This is a genomic window from Streptosporangium sp. NPDC020145 (assembly GCF_040631275.1).
GTDB lineage: Bacteria > Actinomycetota > Actinomycetes > Streptosporangiales > Streptosporangiaceae > Streptosporangium.
This window is the reverse complement of the sequence record NZ_JBEXZT010000018.1, coordinates 120,897-143,470: the sequence shown is the minus strand read 5'-3', so window position 1 is coordinate 143,470 and position 22,574 is coordinate 120,897. Positions and strand designations below refer to the sequence as shown.

Sequence of the window (22,574 nt, the reverse complement as noted above, 5' to 3'; positions counted from 1 at the left end):
TCTCCCCCGCCGCCGTCATGGTTACACCGCCGACGATTATCGGCCCGCCTTTTGTTCTTCTTCCGGCTGTGAAATCGCACACGCCGCGGAAACCTGACGGACCGGCGCCGGGCAGGAGGGTGAAACGGTGCCCCGGCAACGACCGGGGCAAAGCCGAAGGGCGTGGGGTCCGGAAGACACCCACGCCCTTCGTCGTTCAGGATCCCGGCGCTTGGACCCTCCGTCTAGAAGGAGACGAACCCGAGGCCGAGGCTGTCCATCAGGTCGTTGAACAGGCCTCGGACGAGGTCGATCGCCCCCATCTGCCCGTTCTCCACCTTGACCTGCCAGGCCCGCGTCACCTGCTTGACGACGCTCGACGGCTGGTCCCACGGGACGAAGGACGGGATCAGCGTCAGCGCGCCCATCACCACGAAGAACGCGAGCGTGCCCAGGATGATCGTGGTCACCATCGCCGCCCCCGGGCTGCGGATCACCCCGGTCAGCGCGCGGGAGACCGCTCTGCGCGGCTTGCCTCCGCCGGGCAGCACGAACAGCCCCGCCACGAACGCCCCGGCCGCGTAGGCCGCCGCCGGGTCGGTCTTCATGTGCCCGATGAACGTCAGCGCGCCCCAGACGCACATGCCGAACATCGCGGCCAGCGGAGCCGTGACCAGCGTCGCGAGGAACGCCTTGATCAACGCCCACGGGGTGCCGACCAGCGCGAGCAGCGGGTCGGCGGCGCTGTTGCCGCGCACGGAGCGACGCTGGGCCAGGTCTCCGAAGAGGTACTCCCCGACCCGCAGGCAGAGCACGGCGACCAGGGCGAAGGCGCTCACCACCACGGGCAGCACGCAGGCCAGGCCGACCAGGATCGCCAGCAGCAGCGCCGCGGCCAGCGGATGCCCGGTGCGGTAGCGGGGACGCTGCTCCCCGGGCAGGGGCTGCGGCGCGGGCGGCGGGACGTACGGCCTGGGCTCGTGCTGGGGCGGGGCGAACGGCGCGCCCTGCCCCACCGGCTGCGGCGCCGGGTATCCGGCGACCCGCTGGTCGGGGTAGGGGGGCGGCGGCGCGACCCTGCGCTGCACGGAGAGCGGAGCCGGCACGTAGGGCGGCGGCGGTGTGGCCGGGACGTACGGCGGCGGCGACCCGGCCGTGGAACGCCCGGCCTGGTGCTCGGGCGGCTCCTCACGCGGCCTGCGCTCGCGCCGCTCCGGCTTGGCGTACTCGACCGGGGGCAGCAGGTCGGAGTAGGTCCCGTCCTGCGGCAGCGCCCTGGTGCCGTTCGCCGGAGGCGGGACCTGAGGCCGCGACGCGGAAGGCGACGTGGAGGACGAAGCGGAAGACGTGGAAGACGGCGCGGTGGGGGGCGGCACGACCGGCGGCTGACCGTCCAGCACCCGGGTGCCGTCCGCGCTGAACACCCTGGTGCCGCCGTCGTTGGCCTGCGGCGGCGCGGCCTCGTGGAAGGCGGTGACCGTCGGGTCGAGGTCGCGTGCCATCCGCAGCAGCGCGTGCGCGCTCGGCCTGGCCTTGGGGTCGACCGCCAGGGCCTGCCTGAGCCAGCCGCGCAGCCAGACCGGGGCCTGGTCGACGTTGGCCCGGCCCTCCATGATGTTGAAGCAGACGACCTCGAAGCTCCCGGTGCCGAACGGCGGCTTGCCGGTCGCGCCGAAGAAGACCGTCGAGGCCAGCGCGTGCACGTCGGCGGCCTGGGTGATCTCGGAGTCCCTGATGATCTCCGGGGCGAGATAGCCGGGCGTGCCGACGAACATGCCGGTCTGGGTCAGCCGGGTCGCGTTGACCAGGTGCGCGATGCCGAAGTCGATGACCAGCGGCTCTCCGTCGACCATCATCACGTTCGACGGCTTGAGGTCACGGTGCACGACGTCGGCCGCGTGGATCGCCACCAGCGCCGCGCACAGGCCGCGGGCGAGCTTGATGACCTCGTGCGGGGCCAGCGGCCCCTCCGCGAGGACGATCTCCTCAAGCGTGCGGCCCGGCGCGAAGCGGGTCACGATGTACGGCTGCGCGCCGGTCAGCTCGGCGTCGAGCACCTCGGCCACCTGCGCGCTGCGCACCCGCCGCATGGTCTCGACCTCGCGGGTGAGCCGGTCGCGGGCCTTGAGGTCGGCCGCGACGTGCGGGTGCAGGACCTTGACCGCCACCTCGCGGCCGTCCTCGTCGAGCCCCAGGTGGACGACCCCCATGCCGCCCTCGCCGATCTGCCTGAGCAGCCGGTACGGCCCGAGCCGCTCCGGTGCCTGCGTCTCTCCCGTCGTCATCGTGTCGCCCTGTCCCGTAGATTGCGCAGTTCCCCCACCACCGTTCCGACGTCGACCGGCGCCCATTGCACCCGCGACGTCCCTCCCCTGAAGGTGCCGATCGCGAACAGGAGCGCCAGTGCGGCGACCGCTCCCAGCACCGCGGCCACGGCCGTGGCCGCGCCGCGCGAAGGCAGCAGTGATGCCAGCGTACGTCGCATCTGCCTCCTGGGGCCCTCGACTCCAGGACCTGCGCAGATCGTCCACAGCGCCACAGCCGCACCCCAGCTGAGCGCGGCGGTCTGCGGCAGGCTCCTGACCAGCACCGACAGCAGCAACGTCACCGGCAGGCCGAGGATGAGGCCGTACGGCACGAGCGCGAGGGTGATGCCCGCGGACTTCGCCAGGGCGGCGGGCCTGCCGAGCACCCGCAGGACGTCGGCGGCCCCCTCGGAGGCCTGCCTGCGGCCGTTGAACTCGGGCTGGGCGATGTCGGCGGCGCGCAGCAGGATCACCAGCGGGATGGCGACGACGGCGGTCAGGACGGGCGCCAGGACGGCGACGGCCGTCACGGCGACCATCAGCAGCGCGCTCGCGACGCCGTAAACCGCGGAGCCCCGCGGAGCGGAGGAGGCGGTGGGACGCCACTCCTGGCGTTCCTCGGCGGGCGGGTAGGACTGCACCCGTGTCGCCTGGTAGGGCTGCGGGCCCGCGGCGCCCGGATGCGCGGGGTGCCCGCCCGGCTGGGGAGCCCGCTCGAAGGCCGCCTGCCCCTGGGGGTACTGCCGCTGCGCCTGGTTGCGCAGTTGTTCGAGCTCGTGGGGCCGGACCCGCTGGGTCGGGATGTCGCCGTCGCCACCGGGCCTCGCCGGCAGGCCTCTCGTCCCCGGCTGCTCCTGGAAGGCCTGCTGCGGCATCGGCTGCGAGACCGGCTGGGCGGCCGCCTGACGCAGCTCCTCCGGCGTCACCCTGCGGGTCGGCCACGGGTCGGGCCCCTGCTGCTGCTCGCCGAGCAGCGAGACGTAGTCGGGCGGCGTCGAGACCGGGGCGGGCGGCCACGGCATGGACGTGCCGGGACGCGAGGCGACCGGGGTCGGCACGTCACCGGGGTCGGTTCGCTCCCCCGTACGGCCGGGCGCCGCGACGTCACCGGGGCGGGAACCCAGGCCCGTGGGCACGTAGGGACCGGTCGGCTGCCCGGGGTCCGCGACGGGACCGGACCGGAAACCCGGGCCGGTGGGCACGTAGGGCCCCGTCGCCTGCCCCGTCGCCTGGCCGGGGGCCACGCCCGGAGCGCCGCCGGGAGTGGCGCCGAGTCCCGTCGGCACGTACGGCCCGGTCGGCTGCCCGAGGTCCGTCGTGCGGCCCTCGAAGCCGGTGACCGTGGGCACCTCGTCCGGCGGGCTGGGACGTCCGGAGGCCGACATCAGCCGTTCGATCTGGGCGGCGAGCTCCGCCGCCCTGGGACGCCTGGCGGGATCGCGCTGGAGGGCGGCGCGCAGCACGGGCCGCAGCGCCTCGGGGACCGCGTCCACGTTCGCCCGGCCCGCGGTGATGTTGTAGAAGATCATCTCCAGCGTGCCCTTGCCGAAGGGCGGCTGGCCGGTGGCCGCGAAGACCATCGTGCCCGCCCAGGCGTGCACGTCCACCTCGGGTCCCGCCTCGTGCCCCTCGATGATCTCGGGCGCGAGGTAGCCGGGCGTGCCGATGAACATGCCGGTCTGGGTCAGCCGGGTCGCGTCCACGGCCTGCGCGATGCCGAAGTCGATGAGGACCGGCCTGCCGTTCAGGATGAGCACGTTGCCGGGCTTGAGGTCGCGGTGGATCACCCCGACGGAGTGCACGGACGCCAGCGCGGAGGCAACCCCGTAGGCGACCTTGAGCAGCGCGGGCAGGTCCATCGGACCTTCCTGCTTGACGTGGTCGTCCAGCGGCTGACCCGGCACGTAGCGGGTCACGATGTAGGGGCGGTGTCCTGTCACGTCGGCGTCGAGGACCTCGGCGATGTGCTCGCTGCGCACCCGCCGCATGGTCTCGACCTCGCGGGAGAGCCTGCGGCGGGCCACGTCGTCGCCCGCGACCTCCGAGCGCAGGACCTTCACCGCGACCTGCCGCCCGTGGGGGTCGGCCGCGAGGTGGACAACGCCCATGCCGCCTTCACCGAGCCGCCGGAGCAGTCGGTACGGGCCCAGTCGGTCGTCCTGATTCATGGCATGAAAAACCATACCGGCTTAAACCCCGCCCATGAGATGAACCATCAGGCCATATTCTCTGATGGGATAACGTGTGCCAGATCTCCACGGTTTCCCAAACCGGGGTAACACTCAATCTCTTTTCGGCGTCAGTTCGCCAGGCCGATCACCTGGGCGGTCTTCAGACCGGCCAGCAGGGCGCCGGAGACCGCCAGCTTCGACCTGCGCACACCGCTGCCGATCACCACCCCCGGATGGGCCGCGACCGCCTCGTCCACCAGCACCGGCCAGTCCTCGGGCAGGCCGAGCGGGGTGATGCCGCCGTACTCCATCCCGGTCAGGCCGACGGCGTCGTCCTGCGGGGCGAAGGAGATCTTCCTGGCGTCCAGGTGCCGCCTGACCACGCCGTTGACATCGGCCCTGGTGGTGGCGAGCACCATGCACGCGGCGTAGCGAACCTCGCCCGCGCGCTTGGCGGCCACGATCACGCAGTTGGCCGACTCACCCATGCCGACGCCGTAACGCTCGCAGAAGGCCGCCGTGTCGGCGAGGTCCGGGTCGATCTCCGCGACCTCGACGTCCTGCCCGGTCACGGCCCGCGCGACCGGCTCGGCGAGCAGGTCGGGCCGCTCCCCGGCGGGCACCCAGTCAAGTGTTCCGATCCTCACAGCCTTCTCCCAACCACTCACCGCGTCGTTCCTGAGACTGTACGGCGAATCAGGCCGGGGCCCGTACGACCCGGGTGTGCAGTTCGGTCACCGCACGCCTGGCCGACTCCATCGCCCCCGCCTGCCAGGCCACCAGGTGGGTGAGCCAGTCTCCGGCGAAGTAGACCCGCCCGGCGGGGCGCCGCAGCAGGGCGAAGGCCCCCTCGTAGGAGGGCCAGCGGACCCAGCCGCCCTCGATGTGCGGTTGCCTGTGCCAGGCGATGGAGACGCTGGAGCGCAGGTCCTCGCGGTACCTCTCGCCGTGGATCTTCTTGCCCTGGGTGAGCGCGCGGGCCCGGCGCCCGGCGTGGGGGAGCCTGCCGTACAGCTCGGCGTTCTCCTCGGTGTTGTAGTAGCCGACGATCAGGCCGGACGCGGAGTGGTAACCGTGCGAGGGGTACCAGATGTGAGTGATGTCCAGGTCCGTCTCGGTGACGCCGCCGTAGATGCGTTCGTCGATCTCCCACCAGCGCCTGCCGTACTCAAGGCCGATCTTCCCGGCGGCGACCGGGACCGGGGTGCGCAGCGCGGCGGTGACCTGGGCGCCCAGATTGTGCGGGAGGCGGGCCATCAGGTGCGGCGGCAGTGTCGCGACGCAGTAGTCGGCGCGGATCGTGCCTCCGGTGTGGGTCACCTCGACGCCGTCGGGCAGGTTCTTCAGGCCCGTGACACGGGCGCCCGTCATGATCCGGTCCCGGCCGACCGCGCGGGTGAGCGCGGTCACGATCGCGTCCATGCCGCCGACCGGCTGGAACATGGGCACGGCCTGGTCGTAGCCGAAGTCCATGGTGATCGCCCTGCCCATGCCCGCGGCGAAGACCTCGGCCAGTGAGCCCGGGGCGCCGAGCGGGACCCCGTCGTCGACCCCGGGGTAGACGGTGAAGCCCCTGCGGGTCGAGCCCCGGTAGGACAGGTCGGGGCCCAGGTCGCCGAAGCGGCGCAGGAACTCGCCGAGCCGTTCCCTGTCGTCCCTGGTCAGCCTGCGGTTGAGCGCGCCCGCGTGGCTGGCCTTCGCCAGCAGTTCGGCGACGTAGCCGTACATGTCGGCGCGGGCGGTCCTGGCCCTGACGGGGGCCTTCATGCCGTGGGTGTAGACGTAGGCGGAGGCGTTGTTGTTGACGAACGTCTCGATGGGCACGCCCAGCTCGCGGCAGTAGTCCATGGTGACCATCCACGGCGCGATACGGCCCGGCCCGGCGTTGAAGTAGGTCCCCTCCTGGAAGTCCGCCGTCTGGGCCTGCCCGCCGTTCTCGGTCAGCCGGTCGCCCCGGCGCAACGTGAGGTTCCGCCCGCCGACCCGGTCCGCGGCGTCGAGGAGGGTGCAGTCGTAGCCCGCCTTGCCCAGCTCGTAGGCGCAGGTCAGCCCGGCGACCCCGGCGCCGAGGACGACCACCTTCGCCGCGCCCCTGCCGCTGAGGGAGAAGTCGGAGGCCCGGGGCGGGACGTAGTCCTCGGGCCGGGTCTCGTGGGAGCCGGGGGCCAGGCCCAGCGCGCCCATGGCCGCGAACATGGCGCCCGCCCCGCCCGCGGCCCCGACGCCGACCAGCAGCGCCCTGCGGGTCAGCGTCCCCCGGCTCCCCTGGGCCTCCCGATCGCTCATCGTGTTCCCTGGGCCGTCCCCCGGGTCGTCCCCCAGCTCTCGACGCGGCGTGCCTCGTCCTCACTCATGAAGCCCACCTCGGCCGTCATGAAGTCGTGGACCTGTTTGCGCCACGGCTCGGGGATCTCCTCGACGGCCGGGGGGTAGCAGCGGTCGAGCCAGGCGGTCGAGGCCTCGGTCGCGCCGAGGAACCCGGCGGCCCTGCCGAAGACGGTGCCCTCGACGCCGGGGACCCTGGCGCAGCCGTACTCGATCATCTCCTGCCCGCCGTACGGCGGGGGCTCCTGCCACTTGCGGGCGACGGGGCGCTTGGGGCCGACCGCGGTGCGCAGCGGGCGGCGTTCCACGGCGGCCTGGATGAGCTCCTTGTAGAGGCACTTCCCGCAGGTCCCGCAGGGTCCCTCGACGCCCCGAAGGCACCAGCGGACCTGCTCGCGCAGGGAGGAGTTCAGGGCCAGGCGCATGGTGACCGCCTCGCTCACCCCGCCGACCGGGAGCACGATGTGCACCCCGGCGGCGGCGAACGCCCTGCCCCAGGCGCCGTGCGGCGCCCACATCGGGTTGTCGGGGGTGTATCTGAGCAGGTAGCGGTCCCCCCCGAGCCAGCGCGACCCCAGCTCGTAACCGAAGGCGAGACCGCCCAGGTCGAGTTCGTCGGCCAGCAGCAGCGCCCCGGCGGCCACCGCGTGGTGCTCGGGATAACCGGGGCGGGGCTCGGCGAGGGTGAACTCCAGGTCGGAGCGGACCACGGTCAGCTCCCTGCCCGTCTTCTCGGCGAGGCGGGCCAGGACGTCGGAGCGGTAGTGGGTCCAGCGGTTGGGCACGCGCGGGTGGGAGACCCGCTGGAAGTGCACGAACGGCGCCTCGGGCAGCATCGCGGCCACGGCGACCGAGTCCGCGCCTCCGCTGTAGGAGACCGCGAGCCTGCTCCCCGAGCGCGGCGTCCCGCCGACCGGCCCCGCCTCGACCCCCCAGCCGTCGGCGAGGGCCTCGGCCAGAACCGGTGAGATCGGCTCGTCGAAGGTGACCGTACGGCGCGTCCACGGCGCGACGATCGTCCAGGCCGCCAGCGCCCGCAGGTCGGGGTGGACCTCGCCGGGAGTGCGCGGCAGCTCGACCCGGCAGGAGTTCGTGGCCATCCTCAACGGCTGGCCGTCGGCGCAGAGGCCGGTGATCTCGTCCTCGGCGTCCAGCCGGAAGGCCAGGCGCATGACGTCGTCCTCGGTGGTCCAGGTCACCCTCATGGAGCACCCGCCCCACGGCGGCCCAGCGCCTGGTCGGCGGCCTGCCAGAGCAGGACCTCGTTCTGCAGGACGTGCTCCATGGCGGCCGCGGTCTCCTGCGCCAGCCGGTGCGCGTCGTCCCAGCGCCGCACCTGCGCCTGTTCCGGGGTGGCCTTGGCCACCTGTGCCCTGAGCCTGTCGACCTCGGCCCGCAGCGCGGTGACCTCCCGGCCCAGCGTCTGGACCTCCCAGAGCGCGTCCTTGATGTCCTGCCGGTGGTCGGCCCTGGAGATGTACCGCGCGTCGAACCAGCCGAGCACCGCGCGCCGCAGCCATGCGGGCAGCAGCGCGCGCTTCCTTAAGCGCACCATAACCCGGCACGATACCGGCAAAACACGATCTACCAGGACGCTCTTCGACGCTTCAGGTGACGGGCAGCGCCAGATCCCTGGTTCCTCCGGCGGGTTCCCCCGGGGCGGCGATGACCTGCCGGTAGATCCGCTCGTACCCGGCGGTCATGACCTCGACGTCGAAGTTGCCCGCGACGTGGGCCCGGCAGGCGTGCGGGTCCAGCCCGCCGGCCGCCTCGACGGCCTCGGCGAGTTCCTCGGCCTCCTCCCTGACGAATCCGGTGACGCCGTCGGCGACCACCTCGGGAACCGCCCCCCGTTTCAGGGCGACGACGGGGGTGCCGCAGGCCATGGACTCGATCATGACCATGCCGAACGGCTCCTCCCACAGGATGGGGAAGAGCAGGCAACGGGCCGCGGCCAGCAGTTCCCGCTTGCGGTCGGCGTCGGCCTGCCCGACGTACTCGGCGTCGGGGCCGAGTCTCGGCTTGATCTCCCGCTCGAAGTAGTCGTGTTCCGCGGGCTCGGTGAGCTTGCCCGCCAGCACGATCCTGCGGCCCGCCTCCCTGGCCACGTCGATGGCGATGTGCGCCCCCTTGTCCGCGTTGAGCCTGCCCAGCCACAGCACCCAGTCCTCCTTGCGCTCCCGGAAGGGGAAGGAGGCCGTCTCGACGGCGTTGTGGACCACCCCGGCCCAATTGAGGTCGGGGGCCAGCCGCCGTTGCGCCTGGGAGATCGCGACCATCGACACGGCCGGGCCGAGCACCCGGTAGTACTCGCCCAGCTCGCCCTCGATCTCCCCGTGGCAGGTGACCAGCGTCGGCACCGCCCTGGCCGCCGCGCTCAGCGGCCCGGCCAGCGAGTGGTCGTGGACGATGTCGGCGTCGATGTCCAGGGCCAGCGCGTACGCCTTGGCCGCGTGCAGCACCTCGGGCATCGGCTCGCCGATCCGCTCGGAGGGCGCCGGGTCGTAGGTGGGCAGGAACCTGGCCCCCGTCCGCGCCCTGCCCGCCCCGATCAGGGTGACATCGTGCCCCCTGCGGGACAGCCCGGAGACCAGCTCGGCGAGCATCGCCTCGATGCCCCCGTAGCCCAGGGGCGGGACGTCGTACCAGGGGGGCGCGACCATGACGACGCGCATCGCGTCGCGTCGTCGGGAAACAGCGGTTGTGGCGATCATTCTCAACCTCACCTACGGCCGTCCGGCCCGCCGGAATCCGACTTGAGTGGAACCTCAGGGGGCGTAGCGCAGGGCGGCCGCCGTCGGGCGGCGCGGCTCGTTGATCAGGGTGACGCCTTCGGAGAGGCCGGTGACGGACACCTCCGAGCCGTCGACGTCGACGGTGACACGGGAGTCGTCCAGGGGGAGCCCGGTGATCCGCAGCTTGCCCAGCCCGACCGGGTCGACCCACACCCGGCCCCGGGGGATCCACGGGTCCAGGCGCATCAGGGTGCGCACCAGGTGGATGGGGGCCGCCGCCGCCCACGCCTGCGGCGAGCAGGAGGTGGGGTACGGCACCGGCCAGGAGAATTCGGAGCGGCCGAAGCCGCAGAACAGCTCGGGCAGCCGCCAGCCGAAGACCTCGGCCGCGTCGAGAAGGCCGAAGGTGATCCGCTTGGCCTCCTCGGCGAAGCCGTAGCGCATCAGACCGGCCGCGATCAGGGCGTTGTCGTGCGGCCACACGGAGCCGTTGTGGTAGCTCATCGGGTTGTAGGCGCCCATGTTGGAGGCCAGGGTGCGCACGCCGTACCCGGTGAACATCTCCGGGGAGAGCAGGTGCTCGGCCACGGAGGCGGCCCGGTCCTCGTCGATGATGCCCGTCCACAGGCAGTGCCCCATGTTGGAGGCGAGGCTGTCGATGGGCCGTCCCGCGTGGTCGAGCCCGATGGCGTAGTAGCCCCGGTCGGCCAGCCAGAAACGCTCGTTGAAGGCGTCCCTGATCCGGGTCGCGCGGGCGTTCCACTCCTTCTCCAGTTCGATGTCACCCACCTCGTGGGCGAAGTGGGCGCGGGCGATGTAGGCGGCGTAGACGTAGCCCTGCACCTCGGCCAGGGCGATGGGGGCGCGGGCCAGGGTGCCGTCGGCGAAGTTGACGCCGTCGAAGGAGTCCTTCCAGCCCTGGTTGACCAGGCCGTGGTCGGTCTTGCGCTGGTAGGAGAGGAACGGGTCGGCGCACCTGACGATCCAGTCGAGGGCGTCGTCCGCGTACGGCATGAGTTCCTCGACGGCCTGCTGGTGCACCCCCCACCTGCGCAGTTCACCCAGGAGCATCACGAAGAGCGGGGTGGAGTCGACCGAGCCGTAGTAGGCGTGACCGCCGTGCGGCGAGGCGCCGGTCTGCACGCCGAACCGCAGCTCGTGCAGGATCTTGCCCGGTTCCTCCTCGGTGAGCGGGTCGTCCACCTTGCCCTGGAGCCTGGCCAGGCGGCGCAGGGTGCCCAGCGCGAGCGACTGGTCGAGCGGCAACGCCATCCACGAGGTCAGCAGCGAGTCGCGGCCGAACAGCGTCATGAACCAGGGCGCGCCCGCCGCGATCGTCGGCGGCTCCTCCGGCCGGTCCGGTTCGAAGAGCCGCAGCGCCCCCAGGTCCTCCCGCGAACGGTGGATCACGTGGGCCAGGGCGCGGTTGCTCGTGGTGAAGGAGGGGCTGAGCCGCTCCCAGTCGGCGCGGCGCCTGGCGGGCTCGGCGTGTTCGAGCGGGTGGTGGGTGGAGAACCAGGCCGGTGACTCCTCCCCCTCCAGGATCGGGTTGACCTGGAACGTCGCCTTCCACTCGCCGCGCGCGGGCACGACGACCCTGAAGATGAGCACGCCGGGCACGGCGAACGGCGGAGGGTCGGTGACCACCCGCGTCCCGCGCGACCTGGTGGCCGAGAAGATCAGCAGCCCCGACCTGTCCGCCGTCATCTCCACGTCCGTCACGTGCCTGATCCGGCCCGCCTTCACCTCGAACAGGTCGGCCACGTCGGAGGAGACGTGCACGTCGAGCACACACCCGGCGGGTTCGTCGGACAGGTTGCGCAGGATCAGGTCCTCCCGCAGGCCACCGCCGACGTAGCGGTCCCTGATCACCAGCAGACTGCTCTCGACCCGTCCGGGACGCGGCGCCGCCCTGCCCACGAACGTCGCGTGGTACGGCTCGCCCGCCAGCACCCTGAGCGGCTCGACGGGCGACTCGTCCACCCGCAGCTCCCAGCGGGACAGCAGTCGGGTGTCGGCGTGGTAGACCCCCTGCGGCCCTCCCTGGATGATGTCCCCGCTCCGCGAGCACACGCAGAAGGAGCCCCCCTCGACCAGGGTCACCGTGGTGTCGCCCAGTGCTCCGGGCTGTCCTTCGAACGTCCAGGCGTTCAATGCACTCTCCGGGGTCCACGTCCTCGTTTCCTGCCCCATTCCCTCCTCCCCGGGGGAAAGAACGCTTCCATGGCGTGTCTTGCCTGTTCACAGGCGTGTCGCCGGGAGAGGGACTACCGTTTGGTGCCGTCTTCGTGACGCCTGGCGAACTCCTGCTCCAGGAGTTCGTGCAGGCGCCGGACCATGCCGGGGCCGGGGCTCGGGCGCGGCGTCTCCGGCGGGACGTGGGGGGACAGCGACGGCTGAGCGGGGATGATCTCCCGCCACGGCGTGACGAACACCCCCGCGGGTTCGGAGTCCTCCGGCTCCTCCGGGGTGTCCGAAACCGACGACACGGCGGTCACCAGGAACAGGATGCCGATCAGCGCGGCGCCCGCCAGACGGAGCGTGAACCTCCTGCGGCTCCTGCGCGCCCTCTCCACGCCCACGGCCACCGGGGCGCCCGCCGTCGCGACGGGCTCCTCCGCCTGGGGTGTCCCCTCGGCGTCGTGGCCGAGCCAGGTCCCGGGGTCGACCCCGAGCGCGGCAAGCCGCAGCCGCAGCCGCCTCACCTCGGGGGCGCCGCCGAGGACGGCCGCCGCCACCAGGGAGTGGATCTCCCCGACGGTGACGCCCGCCGCGACCGCCCGGCCCCGTTCGCTCCAGGCCAGGCGGCTCGGCCCGGTCCATGTCGTCTCCCAGTTGGCCCGCCCCCGCACCACCAGGGCCTGGCCGACCAGCGCGAACAGCGCGGTCTCCAGCCGGGCCAGGCTCCCGGCCGTCTCCTTCCCGCTCCGCTCCTCCTGAGGGCCGAGGCAGGCGGCGAGCCGTCCCGCCCGGCCGTCGGCCAGCAGGTCGAGGACGGTCTCCAGCGCGGGCCGCGCGGTGCCGCCGACCCTGCGGGCGGCCCGGACCAGGCTCCGCACCGGCTCCGTCGCCAGGGTCTCCATGGTCAGTCCGACCCACTCCTGCCAGGGCAGTACGGCCCGCCTCTCCCGCTCCCCCGGGAACAGGCAGTGCCGTACGGTCCCCGGCCTCACCTCGAACCCGGCCTCCAGGGCGGTGGTACGGCCCCGGCCCGCGGGTTCCCGGCGCCCGCCCAGGGCCCGCATGCGCCGTTCCACGCTGGGGTGGGGGTCGTGACGCGAGGTCCGCCGGGACGGCGTCGCGTGTTCCATCCCCTCGATCGCGGCCCGGTAGCCGGACGAGGCGAGCATGGCGGCGAACACCGCCGGCGGGTCGTCGGGCAGGTAGCCCCTGACGTACATGGGGTCGAGATACCGGTCACGGAACTCGCCCCACGCCACCGGCAGCACCACCAGGGTCCGCCACAGCGCCTCCGCCGCGACCGTGCCCCCTGTGCCTCCTGTGCCTCCCGTGGCCTCGACGGCCCTCGCCGCGGCCGCGTCCGCCTGGAGTTCCTGCCGCCGGTTGACGGCGGAGGAGACCCAGAGGTACAGCCTCGCGTAGCCGGAAAGCGGCCACCGGATCCAGGAGACCGGGACGCCGCGCGCGGCGGGGTCCGGTGTGCGGGGGCGTTCGAGCCGGTCGAGGACGGCACGCAGCGCCAGGTGCCCCCGGTAGACGACCGCGCCGAGCCCGGTGGGGGCGTGGTGACCCAGTTCGTGGCAGAGCGCCGCGCGCAGTTCGTCGGCCGTCAGCCCGGCCAGCAGCGGCAGTCCGAGGCGCAGGTGCCGTCTGCCCCCGACGAGGCCGAGCAGCCTCGTCTCCTCCGTCAGCTCGGCGTCCACCTCCGCGGTCAGCCGCAGGGTCGCGGGCGGGCGGGTGCCGAGCCGCCCGGCCAGTTCCGTGACCACGGCCCACAGCTCGGGCGCCTGGCCGGGGGTGACCAGGACGCCATCGGGGGCGGGCCGCGCCCCGGCCCCGGTGACGAACAGGCGGCGCAGGATCCACAGCGCCGGGATCGCGGTGAGCGCCGCCGTCACCGTCCCCGCCCGCGACGGCCTGCCCAGCGCGGGCGCGTCCCACACGAACAGGACGAGGACGCCCGCGTCGAGCAGGACGAGGACCAGGCCCAGCAGGCAGGGGCCCGCGAGCAGTCCGAGCGCCAGCAGCGCGCGCACCGCGATCACGGCAGCCCCCTTCCCCGGTCCGCCGCCGTCCCGATGGCATGGCGGACCCGGTCGAGGCAGGTCCCCTTCTTCCTCAGCCGCTCCCACGCCCCGCGCGGGAGGAGGCCTCTGGTGGGCACACCCGCGAACGTCAGGCGGTGGAACCCCCCGAACCCGTCCGCCCTGTCAGGTGCCCGTGTGTCTTCCTGTCGTGCGACGTCCCGTTCCGTCATCGTTCGCCCCTCCGCCGGAGGCCGGACGCGGAGACACCATGGAGACACCTGATGAGCGTCCCCTCGCCCGCCCTGTGGCCGATGGGCACGGACTCCTCACCGGCCCGTGCCCGTACCACCGTGACCTGGCCGCGCGCCTGACTCCCGCCGGTCGAACGCATGCGGTACAGAACCACCGAGAACACCGGCCTGGCCGAGCCCGCGAGCAAGGCGGGGACGACCGATCGCTCATCGCCGAGGTGTTCCGACGGCCGGCGCGCCCTGCGCAGGCCCCGTGCTCCGAGAGGGTCTCGACAGTGAGAGATCTTGGCCGGAGTCGACCTGAACCACAGCGGTGCGCGGGCCCGCCCGGCCGCGTCCGCCGGAGCGGGCGGCGGCCCGGTGGGCCACGAACACCGGTAATGCCAGTAAAGCAGCAGGCTGCGGCGTTGCGGAGGGAAAGACGGATTTCCGGACTTCGGCGATCCCCGGCCGGACGAGGCCGGTCGGGGACAGCCGGGGACGGCGTTACGCCGGGGTCAGCGCAGGGTGCCGTTGGTCATGCCGACCGGTTCCTCGGGGACGGCGATCAGGCCGAGTTCGGCGGGCGTGGCCACCAGCGGGTGGTCCGGCACGACCCGGACGGTGTATCCGAAGGAGCCGGTGCGGTCGAGCGGGATCGTGCCGCTGTAGACGGCCTTGCCGTCGTCGGCCTCCGCCTCCAGGGTCAGGTCGGCGTAGGACGGGCCGACCATCTCGTCGTGCTGGCCGACCAGCCCGTAGGCGGCCTGGACCCGGATGTCGGACGGCTGCAGCTCACCGAGGGCGATGGCCGCACGCAGTTCCAGGGAGGCGCCTACCTCGGGGGTGTCCCCCAGGTTGGTCGCCTCGACGTGCTCGACCCGCACCCCCGGCCAGGCCTGGTGGACCCGGAGTTTCCAGGCGGCGAAGTGCCTGGCGGGCTCGTAGCCGTCCGCGGACAGGGCGCGGGCCGACCCGGCCGCCGGGGCGTACAGGCCGATCACGTAGTCGCGGAGCATCCGGCCCGCCAGAACCTTGGGCCCGAGCGAGGTCAGGGTGTGCCTGACCATCTCCAGCCAGCGCAGCGGCAGGCCGTCGGAGGCCCTGTCGTAGAACCGGTCGGCCACCTCGTGGTCGATCAGGTCGTAGAGCGCGTGCGCCTCAAGCTCGTCGCGGCGGTCGGGGTCGGCGACCCCGTCCGCGGTGGGCACGGCCCAGCCGTTCGTGCCGTCGAACCACTCGTCCCACCAGCCGTCGCGGATGGACAGGTTGAGCCCGCCGTTCAGCGCGGCCTTCATCCCGGAGGTCCCGCAGGCCTCAAGGGGACGCAGCGGGTTGTTCATCCACACGTCACAGCCCTGCACGAGGAGCTGGCCCAGGGCCATGTCGTAGTCGGGCAGGAAGACGATGCGGTGCCGTACGTCCTCGCTGTCGGCGAAGCGCACGATCTGCTGGATGAGTTTCTTGCCGCCCTCGTCCGCCGGATGGGCCTTGCCCGCGATCACGATCTGGACCGGCTTCTCCGGGTTGAGCAGCAGTTCGCGCAGGCGTTCCTGGTCGTTCAGCATCAGGGTGAGCCGCTTGTACGAGGGCACCCTGCGCGCGAAGCCGATGGTCAGCACGTTGGGGTCGAGGGCGTCCTCGATCCAGCCGAGTTCGGCCCGGGAGGCGCCCCTGGCCAGCCAGGACCTGCGCAGCCGTTCCCTGGCCGCGTTGACCAGGCGGGCCCTGAGCCTGTTCCTGATCCCCCAGACGTCCACGTCGGAGATCTTGTTGACGCCCTCCCAGCCCTGGGCGCGCTCGACCAGGGTGGGCAGTTCCCTGCCCGCAAGTTCCATGATCTCGCGGCCGACCCAGGTGGGCGCGTGCACACCGTTGGTGATGGACCCGATCGGGATGTCGTCGGCGTCGAAGCCGGGCCACAGGCCGCGGAACATCTCCCGGCTGACCTCGCCGTGCAGCTCGGACACGCCGTTGACCCGCTGGGCCAGGCGCATGCCCATCGCGGCCATGTTGAACTTGCCCGGTTCGTCCTCGGCACCGAGTTCGAGGATGCGCTCGACGGGGACCGTTGGCCAGGCGTTGTCGCCGCCGAACTGGCGGGCGATCATCTCGGCCGGGAAGCGGTCGATCCCGGCGGGGACCGGGGTGTGGGTGGTGAAGACCGTGCCCGCCCTGACGGCCTCCAGGGCCTCGTCGAAGGAGAGCCTGGCCTCGGTCAGCTCGCGGATGCGCTCAAGGCCGAGGAAACCCGCGTGCCCCTCGTTGGTGTGGAAGACCTCGGGCTCGGGGTGGTCGCCGACCCGGCAGTAGGCCCGGATCGCGCGCACTCCGCCGATGCCCAGCAGCAGTTCCTGGAGCAGGCGGTGGTCGGTGCCGCCGCCGTACAGGCGGTCGGTGACGTCGCGGGCGGCGTTGTCGTTCTCCGCGACGTCGGAGTCGAGCAGCAGCAGCGGGACCCGGCCGACCTGGGCCACCCACACCTGGGCGTGCAGAGGACGCTGTTCCGGCAGGCTGACCGTGATCCGGACCGGGGTGCCGTCCCGCTCCTTGAGCAGGGTCAGCGGCAGGCCGCCCGGGTCGAGCGAGGGGTAGTGCTCCAGCTGCCACCCCTCGGGGGAGAGCGACTGGGTGAAGTAGCCGTGGCGGTACAGCAGGCCGACGGCCAGGATCGGCACCCCGAGGTCGCTGGCCGCCTTGAGGTGGTCGCCCGCGAGGATGCCCAGACCGCCCGAGTACTGCGGCAGCGCGGCGGCGATGCCGTACTCGGGGGAGAAGTAGGCGATGGCCCGCGGTGCCTCGGCGAGGGTCTGGTACCACCGGGGCGCGGTCATGTACTCGTGGAGGTCGTCGGCGGCGTCGGCGACCCGCCGGAGGAAGCGGCGGTCGGCGGCCAGCTCACGCAGGCGGCTCGCCTCGACGGCGCCGAGCAGCGCGACCGGGTCGTGACCGACGCGTTCCCAGGTCGCCGGATCGACCTCGGCGAACAGATCGAGTGTTTCGGGGTGCCACGACCAGCGCAGATTGTGGACAAGCTCGCCGAGGGGGGCCAGCTCCGGGGGAAGGACGGTGCGGACAGTGAACCTACGGATTGCTCTCACGCTGCCAGACCCTAGTTACTCAGCGCCATGACGGCGACCCGGACACTCACGCGTCTCCCCCTCACCACTATCAATCCGCTCCAAACACATCCAAGGGCAGTCGATCGACCGGGAGACCACACCCTGGGAACAACTCGCCGAACAGTAAGAGGTCCCGCACTCTTCCACCTAGGCGCATGAAGATGGACTATTGGGGCACGCATCTGTGGGTCGCGACGCCCCACCCCCGGGGGGCCGACCGTCGATGCAACGGCAGGGTATTGTCCTGCATCAAAGCCGGTGACCAGGGGCTTTTAGAGAATCGAAGATCTATTCTTGCCGACTTTTTCGGCGGCACCGGGTGTGCCGTCGCTACCTTGAGACGCGATGATCGGACGAATTCCCATCCAGGACATCCAGCCCACGGTCGAGTGCGGGAGCTACCCCGCCAAGGCGGCCGCGGGTGAGACCTTCGAGATCACCGCCGTCGTGTTCCGTGAGGGCCACGACGCGGTCGCCGCGGGCGTCGTGCTGACGAGCCCCGACGGCGCGCGTGGACCGTTGCTGCCGATGCGCGAGCTCGCGCCGGGCACCGACCGCTGGGGCGTCGAGGTGACGCTGCCCGCGGAGGGTGAGTGGAGTTTCCGCGTCGAGGCGTGGGGCGACCCGATGGCGACCTGGCTGCACGACGCGGGCATCAAGATCCCCCGTGACCTGGACGCCGAGCTGATGTGCGAGGAGGGCGCCCGGCTCTTCGACCGCGCCGCCAAGGCCGTACGGCCCGCGGACTGCGCGCCGGCGGGCCAGGAGCCGAAGAAGAAGTCGGGCAAGACCGGGAAGAAGACCGCGTCGGCCCACGTGTGCGGGCACCGGGCCGCGTTGCAGGCGGTCGCGGCCAAGCTGCGTGACACGGCGCTCGACCCCAGGGCCCGTTTCGCGGTCGCCCAGTTGCCGGAGACGGCGGAGCTGCTGCGGGCGCATCCGCTGCGTGAGCTGGTGACCCGCTCCCAGCGGCGGCTCGTCAGGGTCGATCGCCGCAGGGCGCTCTACGGCTCGTGGTATGAGTTCTTCCCGCGTTCGGAAGGGGCGATCGTCGAACCGGACGCAGCCCCCAAGTCCGGAAATTTCAAGACTGCCGCGAACCGGCTGCCCGCCGTCGCGAAGATGGGCTTCGACGTCGTCTACCTGCCCCCGATCCACCCCATCGGGCACAGCTTCCGCAAGGGCCGCAACAACACCCTGACGCCGGAGCCGTACGACCCGGGCTCGCCGTGGGCGATCGGCTCCGAGGAGGGCGGCCACGACGCCATCCATCCCGACCTGGGCACCTTCGAGGACTTCGACGCCTTCGTGGCCAAGGCCCGTGAGCTGGGCATGGAGATCGCGCTCGACCTGGCCCTGCAGTGCGCCCCCGACCATCCGTGGGTCAGGGAGCACCCGGAGTGGTTCAACGTCCGCGCCGACGGCTCGATCGCGTACGCGGAGAACCCGCCGAAGAAGTACCAGGACATCTATCCGCTGAACTTCGACAAGGACCCCGAGGGCCTCTACGCCGAGGTCAAGCGGGTGGTCCGGCTGTGGATGGACCACGGCGTACGGATCTTCCGGGTGGACAACCCGCACACCAAGCCGGTCGCGTTCTGGGAGCGGCTGATCGCCGACATCGGCTCGACCGACCCGGACGTGCTGTTCCTCGCCGAGGCCTTCACCAGGCCGCCGATGATGCACGCCCTGGGCAAGGTGGGCTTCCACCAGTCCTACACGTACTTCACCTGGCGCAACTCCCGGCAGGAGCTTGAGGAGTATCTCACCGAACTCTCGCACGGGTCGTCGAGCTTCATGCGGCCCAACCTGTTCGTCAATACTCCGGACATTCTCCACGAATACCTGCAACACGGGGGAGTCGCGGCATTCCGCATTAGAGCCATCATCGCTGCGATGGCCATGCCAACGTGGGGCGTGTACTCGGGTTATGAACTTGCGGAAAATGTCCCGGTTCGCCCTGGTAGCGAAGAATACCTAGATAGCGAGAAATATCAGTACAGACCTCGCGATTGGGCCAGTGCCGAGCGAGAGGGCCGTAGCCTGGCTCCACTGATCACGCAACTTAATCTGGTGCGCAGAGCACACCCGGCGCTCCAGGAATTGCGTAACCTACGGTTCCATAGCGTCGACAATCCGGACGTGGTCTGCTTCTCCAAGCGGCTGCCCGGCGCCCACGATACGGCCACACGACGGCACGGCATGGGCGACGTGGTCCTGACTGTCGTCAACCTCGATCCGCACCGCACCCACGAGGCGACGGTTTCGCTGGACATGCCCGCCCTGGGTCTCGGCTGGAACGCCGAGTTCGTCGTCGACGACGAACTCTCCGGCGAGTCGTACCACTGGCGGCAGTCCAACTACGTGCGCCTCGACCCTTATATCCACTCAGCACACATCTTCACTCTGCGTGCCACGGCGAACCAGCGGTGAGCCGGCCGGGTACGCATACCGGCAAACAGCGGGGAGTCCACTGGTGAGTCAGGTACCTGAGCCAATTCCGAACACCTTCGACGAGGAGAAGCCGCGCGACCCGTACTGGTTCAAGCGCGCCGTCTTCTACGAGGTGCTCATCCGGGGATTCGCCGACTCCAACGGAGACGGCACCGGAGACATCCGAGGGCTGATCGAACGGCTGGACTATCTCCAGTGGCTCGGCGTCGACTGCCTGTGGCTGCTGCCCCTGTACGAGTCCCCGCTGCGCGACGGCGGCTACGACATCGCGGACTTCATGAAGATCCTGCCCGAGTTCGGGGACCTGGGAGACTTCGTGAAGCTCGTGGACGAGGCCCACAAGCGCGGCATGCGGGTCGTCGCCGACCTGGTGATGAACCACACCAGTGACGCCCACCCCTGGTTCCAGGCGTCCCGGCACGACCCGCAGGGCCCCTTCGGCGACTTCTACGTCTGGAACGACGACGACGAGCTCTACAAGGACGCCCGGATCATCTTCGTCGACACCGAGACCTCGAACTGGACCTACGACCCGGTCCGGCAGCAGTACTACTGGCACCGCTTCTTCTCCCACCAGCCGGACCTCAACTACGAGAACCCGGACGTGCAGGACGCGATGCTCGAAGTGCTGCGGTTCTGGCTCGACCTCGGTATCGACGGCTTCCGGCTCGACGCGGTGCCGTACCTGTTCGAGCAGGACGGCACCAACTGCGAGAACCTGCCCAGGACCCACTCCTACCTCAAGCGGATCAGGGCCGAGGTCGACCGGCTCTACCCGGACCGGGTGCTGCTGGCCGAGGCCAACCAGTGGCCCGCGGACGTGGTCGAGTACTTCGGCGACCCCGCGACCGGTGGCGACGAGTGCCACATGGCCTTCCACTTCCCGCTCATGCCGCGCATCTTCATGGCCGTGCGGCGCGAGTCGCGCTACCCCATCTCGGAGATCCTGGCCCAGACGCCGAAGATCCCGGAGAACTGCCAGTGGGGCATCTTCCTGCGCAACCACGACGAGCTGACGCTGGAGATGGTCACCGACGACGAGCGTGACTACATGTACGCCGAGTACGCCAAGGACCCCCGGATGCGAGCCAACGTCGGCATCCGGCGCCGCCTGGCGCCGCTGCTGGACAACGACCGCAACCAGATCGAGCTGTTCACCGCGTTGCTGCTGTCGCTGCCCGGCTCGCCGGTGCTCTACTACGGCGACGAGATCGGCATGGGCGACAACATCTGGCTCGGCGACCGTGACGGGGTGCGCACCCCGATGCAGTGGAGTCCCGACCGCAACGCCGGCTTCTCCAGCTGCGACCCCGGCAGGCTGTACCTGCCGATCATCATGGACCCCATCTACGGCTACCAGGCGATCAACGTCGAGGCCCAGCAGAAGAGCTCCGGCTCCCTCCTGCACTGGACCAAGCGCATGATCGACATCCGCAAGCGTCACCCGGTCTTCGGCCTGGGCGCCTACACCGAGCTGAACTCCTCCAACCCGAGCGTCCTGGCCTACGTGCGTGAGCTGGGCGACGACCGGATCCTGTGTGTGAACAACCTGTCGCGGTTCCCGCAGCCGGTCGAGCTCGACCTGCGCCGTTTCGAGGGATCGGTGCCGGTGGAGACGATGGGTGGAGTTCCGTTCCCACCGATTGGCGAACTTCCGTATCTTTTGACGCTTCCTGGGCATGGGTTCTACTGGTTCACCCTGCCGCCCACATCCCAGGAGGCGTGAGACCGTGTTGACGGAGCTCCTTTCCGGCTGGATCACCCATCAGCGATGGTTCGCCGGTAAGGGGCGCCCGATCGACGAACTCGGCGTCGACTCCGACGTCGAGCTGAGCCCCGGTCTGCGCCATCTGATCATCTCGGTGCGCCAGGCCGGGGACCACGACCGCTACCAGCTCCTGCTCGGCACGGACGGCGACGCCTCAGGCCGCTACAGCCACGCCAGGATCGGCGGCGACTACTACGACGCCGTCTACAACCCCGACCTCACCGGGCCCCTGCTCACCGGGATGGCCGAGGGCCGCGACCTGGGCCCCCTGCGCTTCCGCCATCTGGAAGGCGCCTCGATCGACACCTCCCTGCGCAGTCTGGTGCTGAGCGCCGAGCAGTCCAACACCTCCCTGGTGTACGGCGAGACCTACATCTGCAAGCTGTTCCGCCGCCTCATCCCCGGGGTCAACCCCGAGCTTGAGATCGTCACCGCCCTGGCCCGCCACGGCGCCGGACACATCGCCCGGCCGTACGGGTGGATCGAGACCGACCTCGACGGGGAGACGACCACGCTGGCGATGACCCAGGAGTTCCTCGCGACCGCGAACGACGGCTGGTCGCTGGCCCTGGCCAGTGTCCGTGACCTGTACGCCTCACTCGACCCCTCGGCGGAGGACGCGGGGGGCGACTTCAGCTCCGAGGCCTACCGGCTGGGCGTGGCGACCGCCGAGGTCCACCGTGAGCTGGCCGTCGCCTTCCCCACCGGAGTGCTGGAGTCCCAGGACGTCAAGCAACTGGTCGAGGACCAGCGCCGCCGCCTGGCCCAGGCGATCACCGAGGTGCCCGCGCTGGCCGCGCACGCGCGGGTAGTCGAGGACGCCTACCAGCGGATGGCCGACGTGGTCTCCGAGATGCCCGTCCAGCGCGTCCACGGCGACTACCACCTCGGCCAGGTGATGCGCACGACGACCGACTGGGTCGTCCTCGACTTCGAGGGCGAGCCCGGTCAGCCGCTGGCCGAACGCCGCGCGCTGTCGTCCCCGCTGCGCGACGTGGCCGGGATGCTGCGCTCCTTCGAGTACGCGGCCCGCCACCTGCTCGCCGACAATCCGGACGCCGCGGCACTGCGCCCCAGGGCGGCCGAGTGGGCCGCGCTGAACCGCGCGTCCTTCCTCGACGGCTACGCGGCGGGCGGCGGCAGGCTGCACCCCCAGGACACCGTCCTGCTGCGCGCCCTCGAACTGAGCAAGGCCGTCTACGAGGTCGTCTACGAGGCCCGTAACCGCCCCACCTGGCTGCCCATCCCCATGGCCGCCTTCGAAACGGACCGCTGA

General features: G+C 71.4%; 13 protein-coding genes. 3 read left to right on the top strand and 10 right to left on the bottom strand.

Going from position 1 to position 22,574, the window contains the following annotated elements:
• Nucleotides 1–224 precede the first annotated feature (224 nt).
• The 10 genes from ABZ463_RS28010 to glgP all read right to left on the bottom strand — a co-directional run bounded on the left by ABZ463_RS28010 (nt 225) and on the right by glgP (nt 17,055).
• A complete protein-coding gene (locus tag ABZ463_RS28010; RefSeq protein ID WP_362780564.1) occupies nt 225–2,264 on the bottom strand; it encodes a serine/threonine-protein kinase in 2,040 nt (679 codons plus the stop codon).
• Nucleotides 2,261–4,453 carry a protein kinase gene (locus ABZ463_RS28005; protein ID WP_352015195.1) on the bottom strand — a complete coding sequence of 731 codons (2,193 nt, stop codon included), beginning with the start codon at nt 4,451–4,453 and terminating at the stop codon, nt 2,261–2,263. Before ABZ463_RS28005 ends, ABZ463_RS28010 begins: the two co-directional genes overlap by 4 nt.
• A gap of 131 nt (nt 4,454–4,584) precedes the next feature.
• Nucleotides 4,585–5,103 (bottom strand): YbaK/EbsC family protein, encoded by a 519-nt coding sequence (locus tag ABZ463_RS28000; protein WP_352015194.1) that lies wholly within the window; start codon nt 5,101–5,103, stop codon nt 4,585–4,587.
• A gap of 49 nt (nt 5,104–5,152) precedes the next feature.
• Nucleotides 5,153–6,742 carry an FAD-dependent oxidoreductase gene (locus tag ABZ463_RS27995; protein ID WP_362780560.1) on the bottom strand — a complete coding sequence of 530 codons (1,590 nt, stop codon included), beginning with the start codon at nt 6,740–6,742 and terminating at the stop codon, nt 5,153–5,155.
• Nucleotides 6,739–7,986, bottom strand: coding sequence for a DUF6395 domain-containing protein (locus ABZ463_RS27990; protein WP_362780557.1), 1,248 nt, complete (start codon nt 7,984–7,986; stop codon nt 6,739–6,741). The genes ABZ463_RS27995 and ABZ463_RS27990 overlap by 4 nt, the downstream gene beginning before the upstream one ends.
• On the bottom strand, nt 7,983–8,336 hold the full coding sequence (locus ABZ463_RS27985) for a hypothetical protein (RefSeq protein ID WP_352015191.1): 354 nt from the start codon (nt 8,334–8,336) through the stop codon (nt 7,983–7,985). Before ABZ463_RS27985 ends, ABZ463_RS27990 begins: the two co-directional genes overlap by 4 nt.
• A 52-nt stretch (nt 8,337–8,388) precedes the next feature.
• Nucleotides 8,389–9,495, bottom strand: a complete 1,107-nt coding sequence (locus tag ABZ463_RS27980; RefSeq protein WP_362780555.1) for a glycosyltransferase family 4 protein — start codon at nt 9,493–9,495, stop codon at nt 8,389–8,391.
• A 54-nt stretch (nt 9,496–9,549) separates the two neighbouring features.
• Nucleotides 9,550–11,709, bottom strand: a complete 2,160-nt coding sequence (locus tag ABZ463_RS27975) for a glycogen debranching N-terminal domain-containing protein (protein WP_362780551.1) — start codon at nt 11,707–11,709, stop codon at nt 9,550–9,552.
• Between the two features lie 74 nt (nt 11,710–11,783).
• Nucleotides 11,784–13,742 carry a M48 family metallopeptidase gene (locus ABZ463_RS27970; protein ID WP_362780548.1) on the bottom strand — a complete coding sequence of 653 codons (1,959 nt, stop codon included), beginning with the start codon at nt 13,740–13,742 and terminating at the stop codon, nt 11,784–11,786.
• 730 nt (nt 13,743–14,472) lie between these two features.
• On the bottom strand, nt 14,473–17,055 hold the full coding sequence (gene glgP, locus ABZ463_RS27965) for an alpha-glucan family phosphorylase (protein WP_362780545.1): 2,583 nt from the start codon (nt 17,053–17,055) through the stop codon (nt 14,473–14,475).
• 366 nt (nt 17,056–17,421) lie between these two features.
• On the opposite strand from glgP, the gene ABZ463_RS27960 reads away from it, so the two are divergent.
• Genes ABZ463_RS27960 through ABZ463_RS27950 form a run of 3 tightly spaced genes read left to right on the top strand, consistent with a single transcriptional unit; the run spans nt 17,422 to nt 22,574 of the window.
• Complete coding sequence (locus ABZ463_RS27960; protein WP_362780542.1) at nt 17,422–19,509, top strand: alpha-1,4-glucan--maltose-1-phosphate maltosyltransferase; 2,088 nt, start codon at nt 17,422–17,424, stop codon at nt 19,507–19,509.
• Between the two features lie 43 nt (nt 19,510–19,552).
• The gene (gene treS, locus ABZ463_RS27955) at nt 19,553–21,256 is read left to right on the top strand and encodes a maltose alpha-D-glucosyltransferase (RefSeq protein WP_352015185.1); all 1,704 of its coding nucleotides are present in this window, start codon (nt 19,553–19,555) and stop codon (nt 21,254–21,256) included.
• Nucleotides 21,257–21,260: 4 nt separating this feature from the next.
• A complete protein-coding gene (locus ABZ463_RS27950) occupies nt 21,261–22,574 on the top strand; it encodes a phosphotransferase (RefSeq protein WP_362780539.1) in 1,314 nt (437 codons plus the stop codon).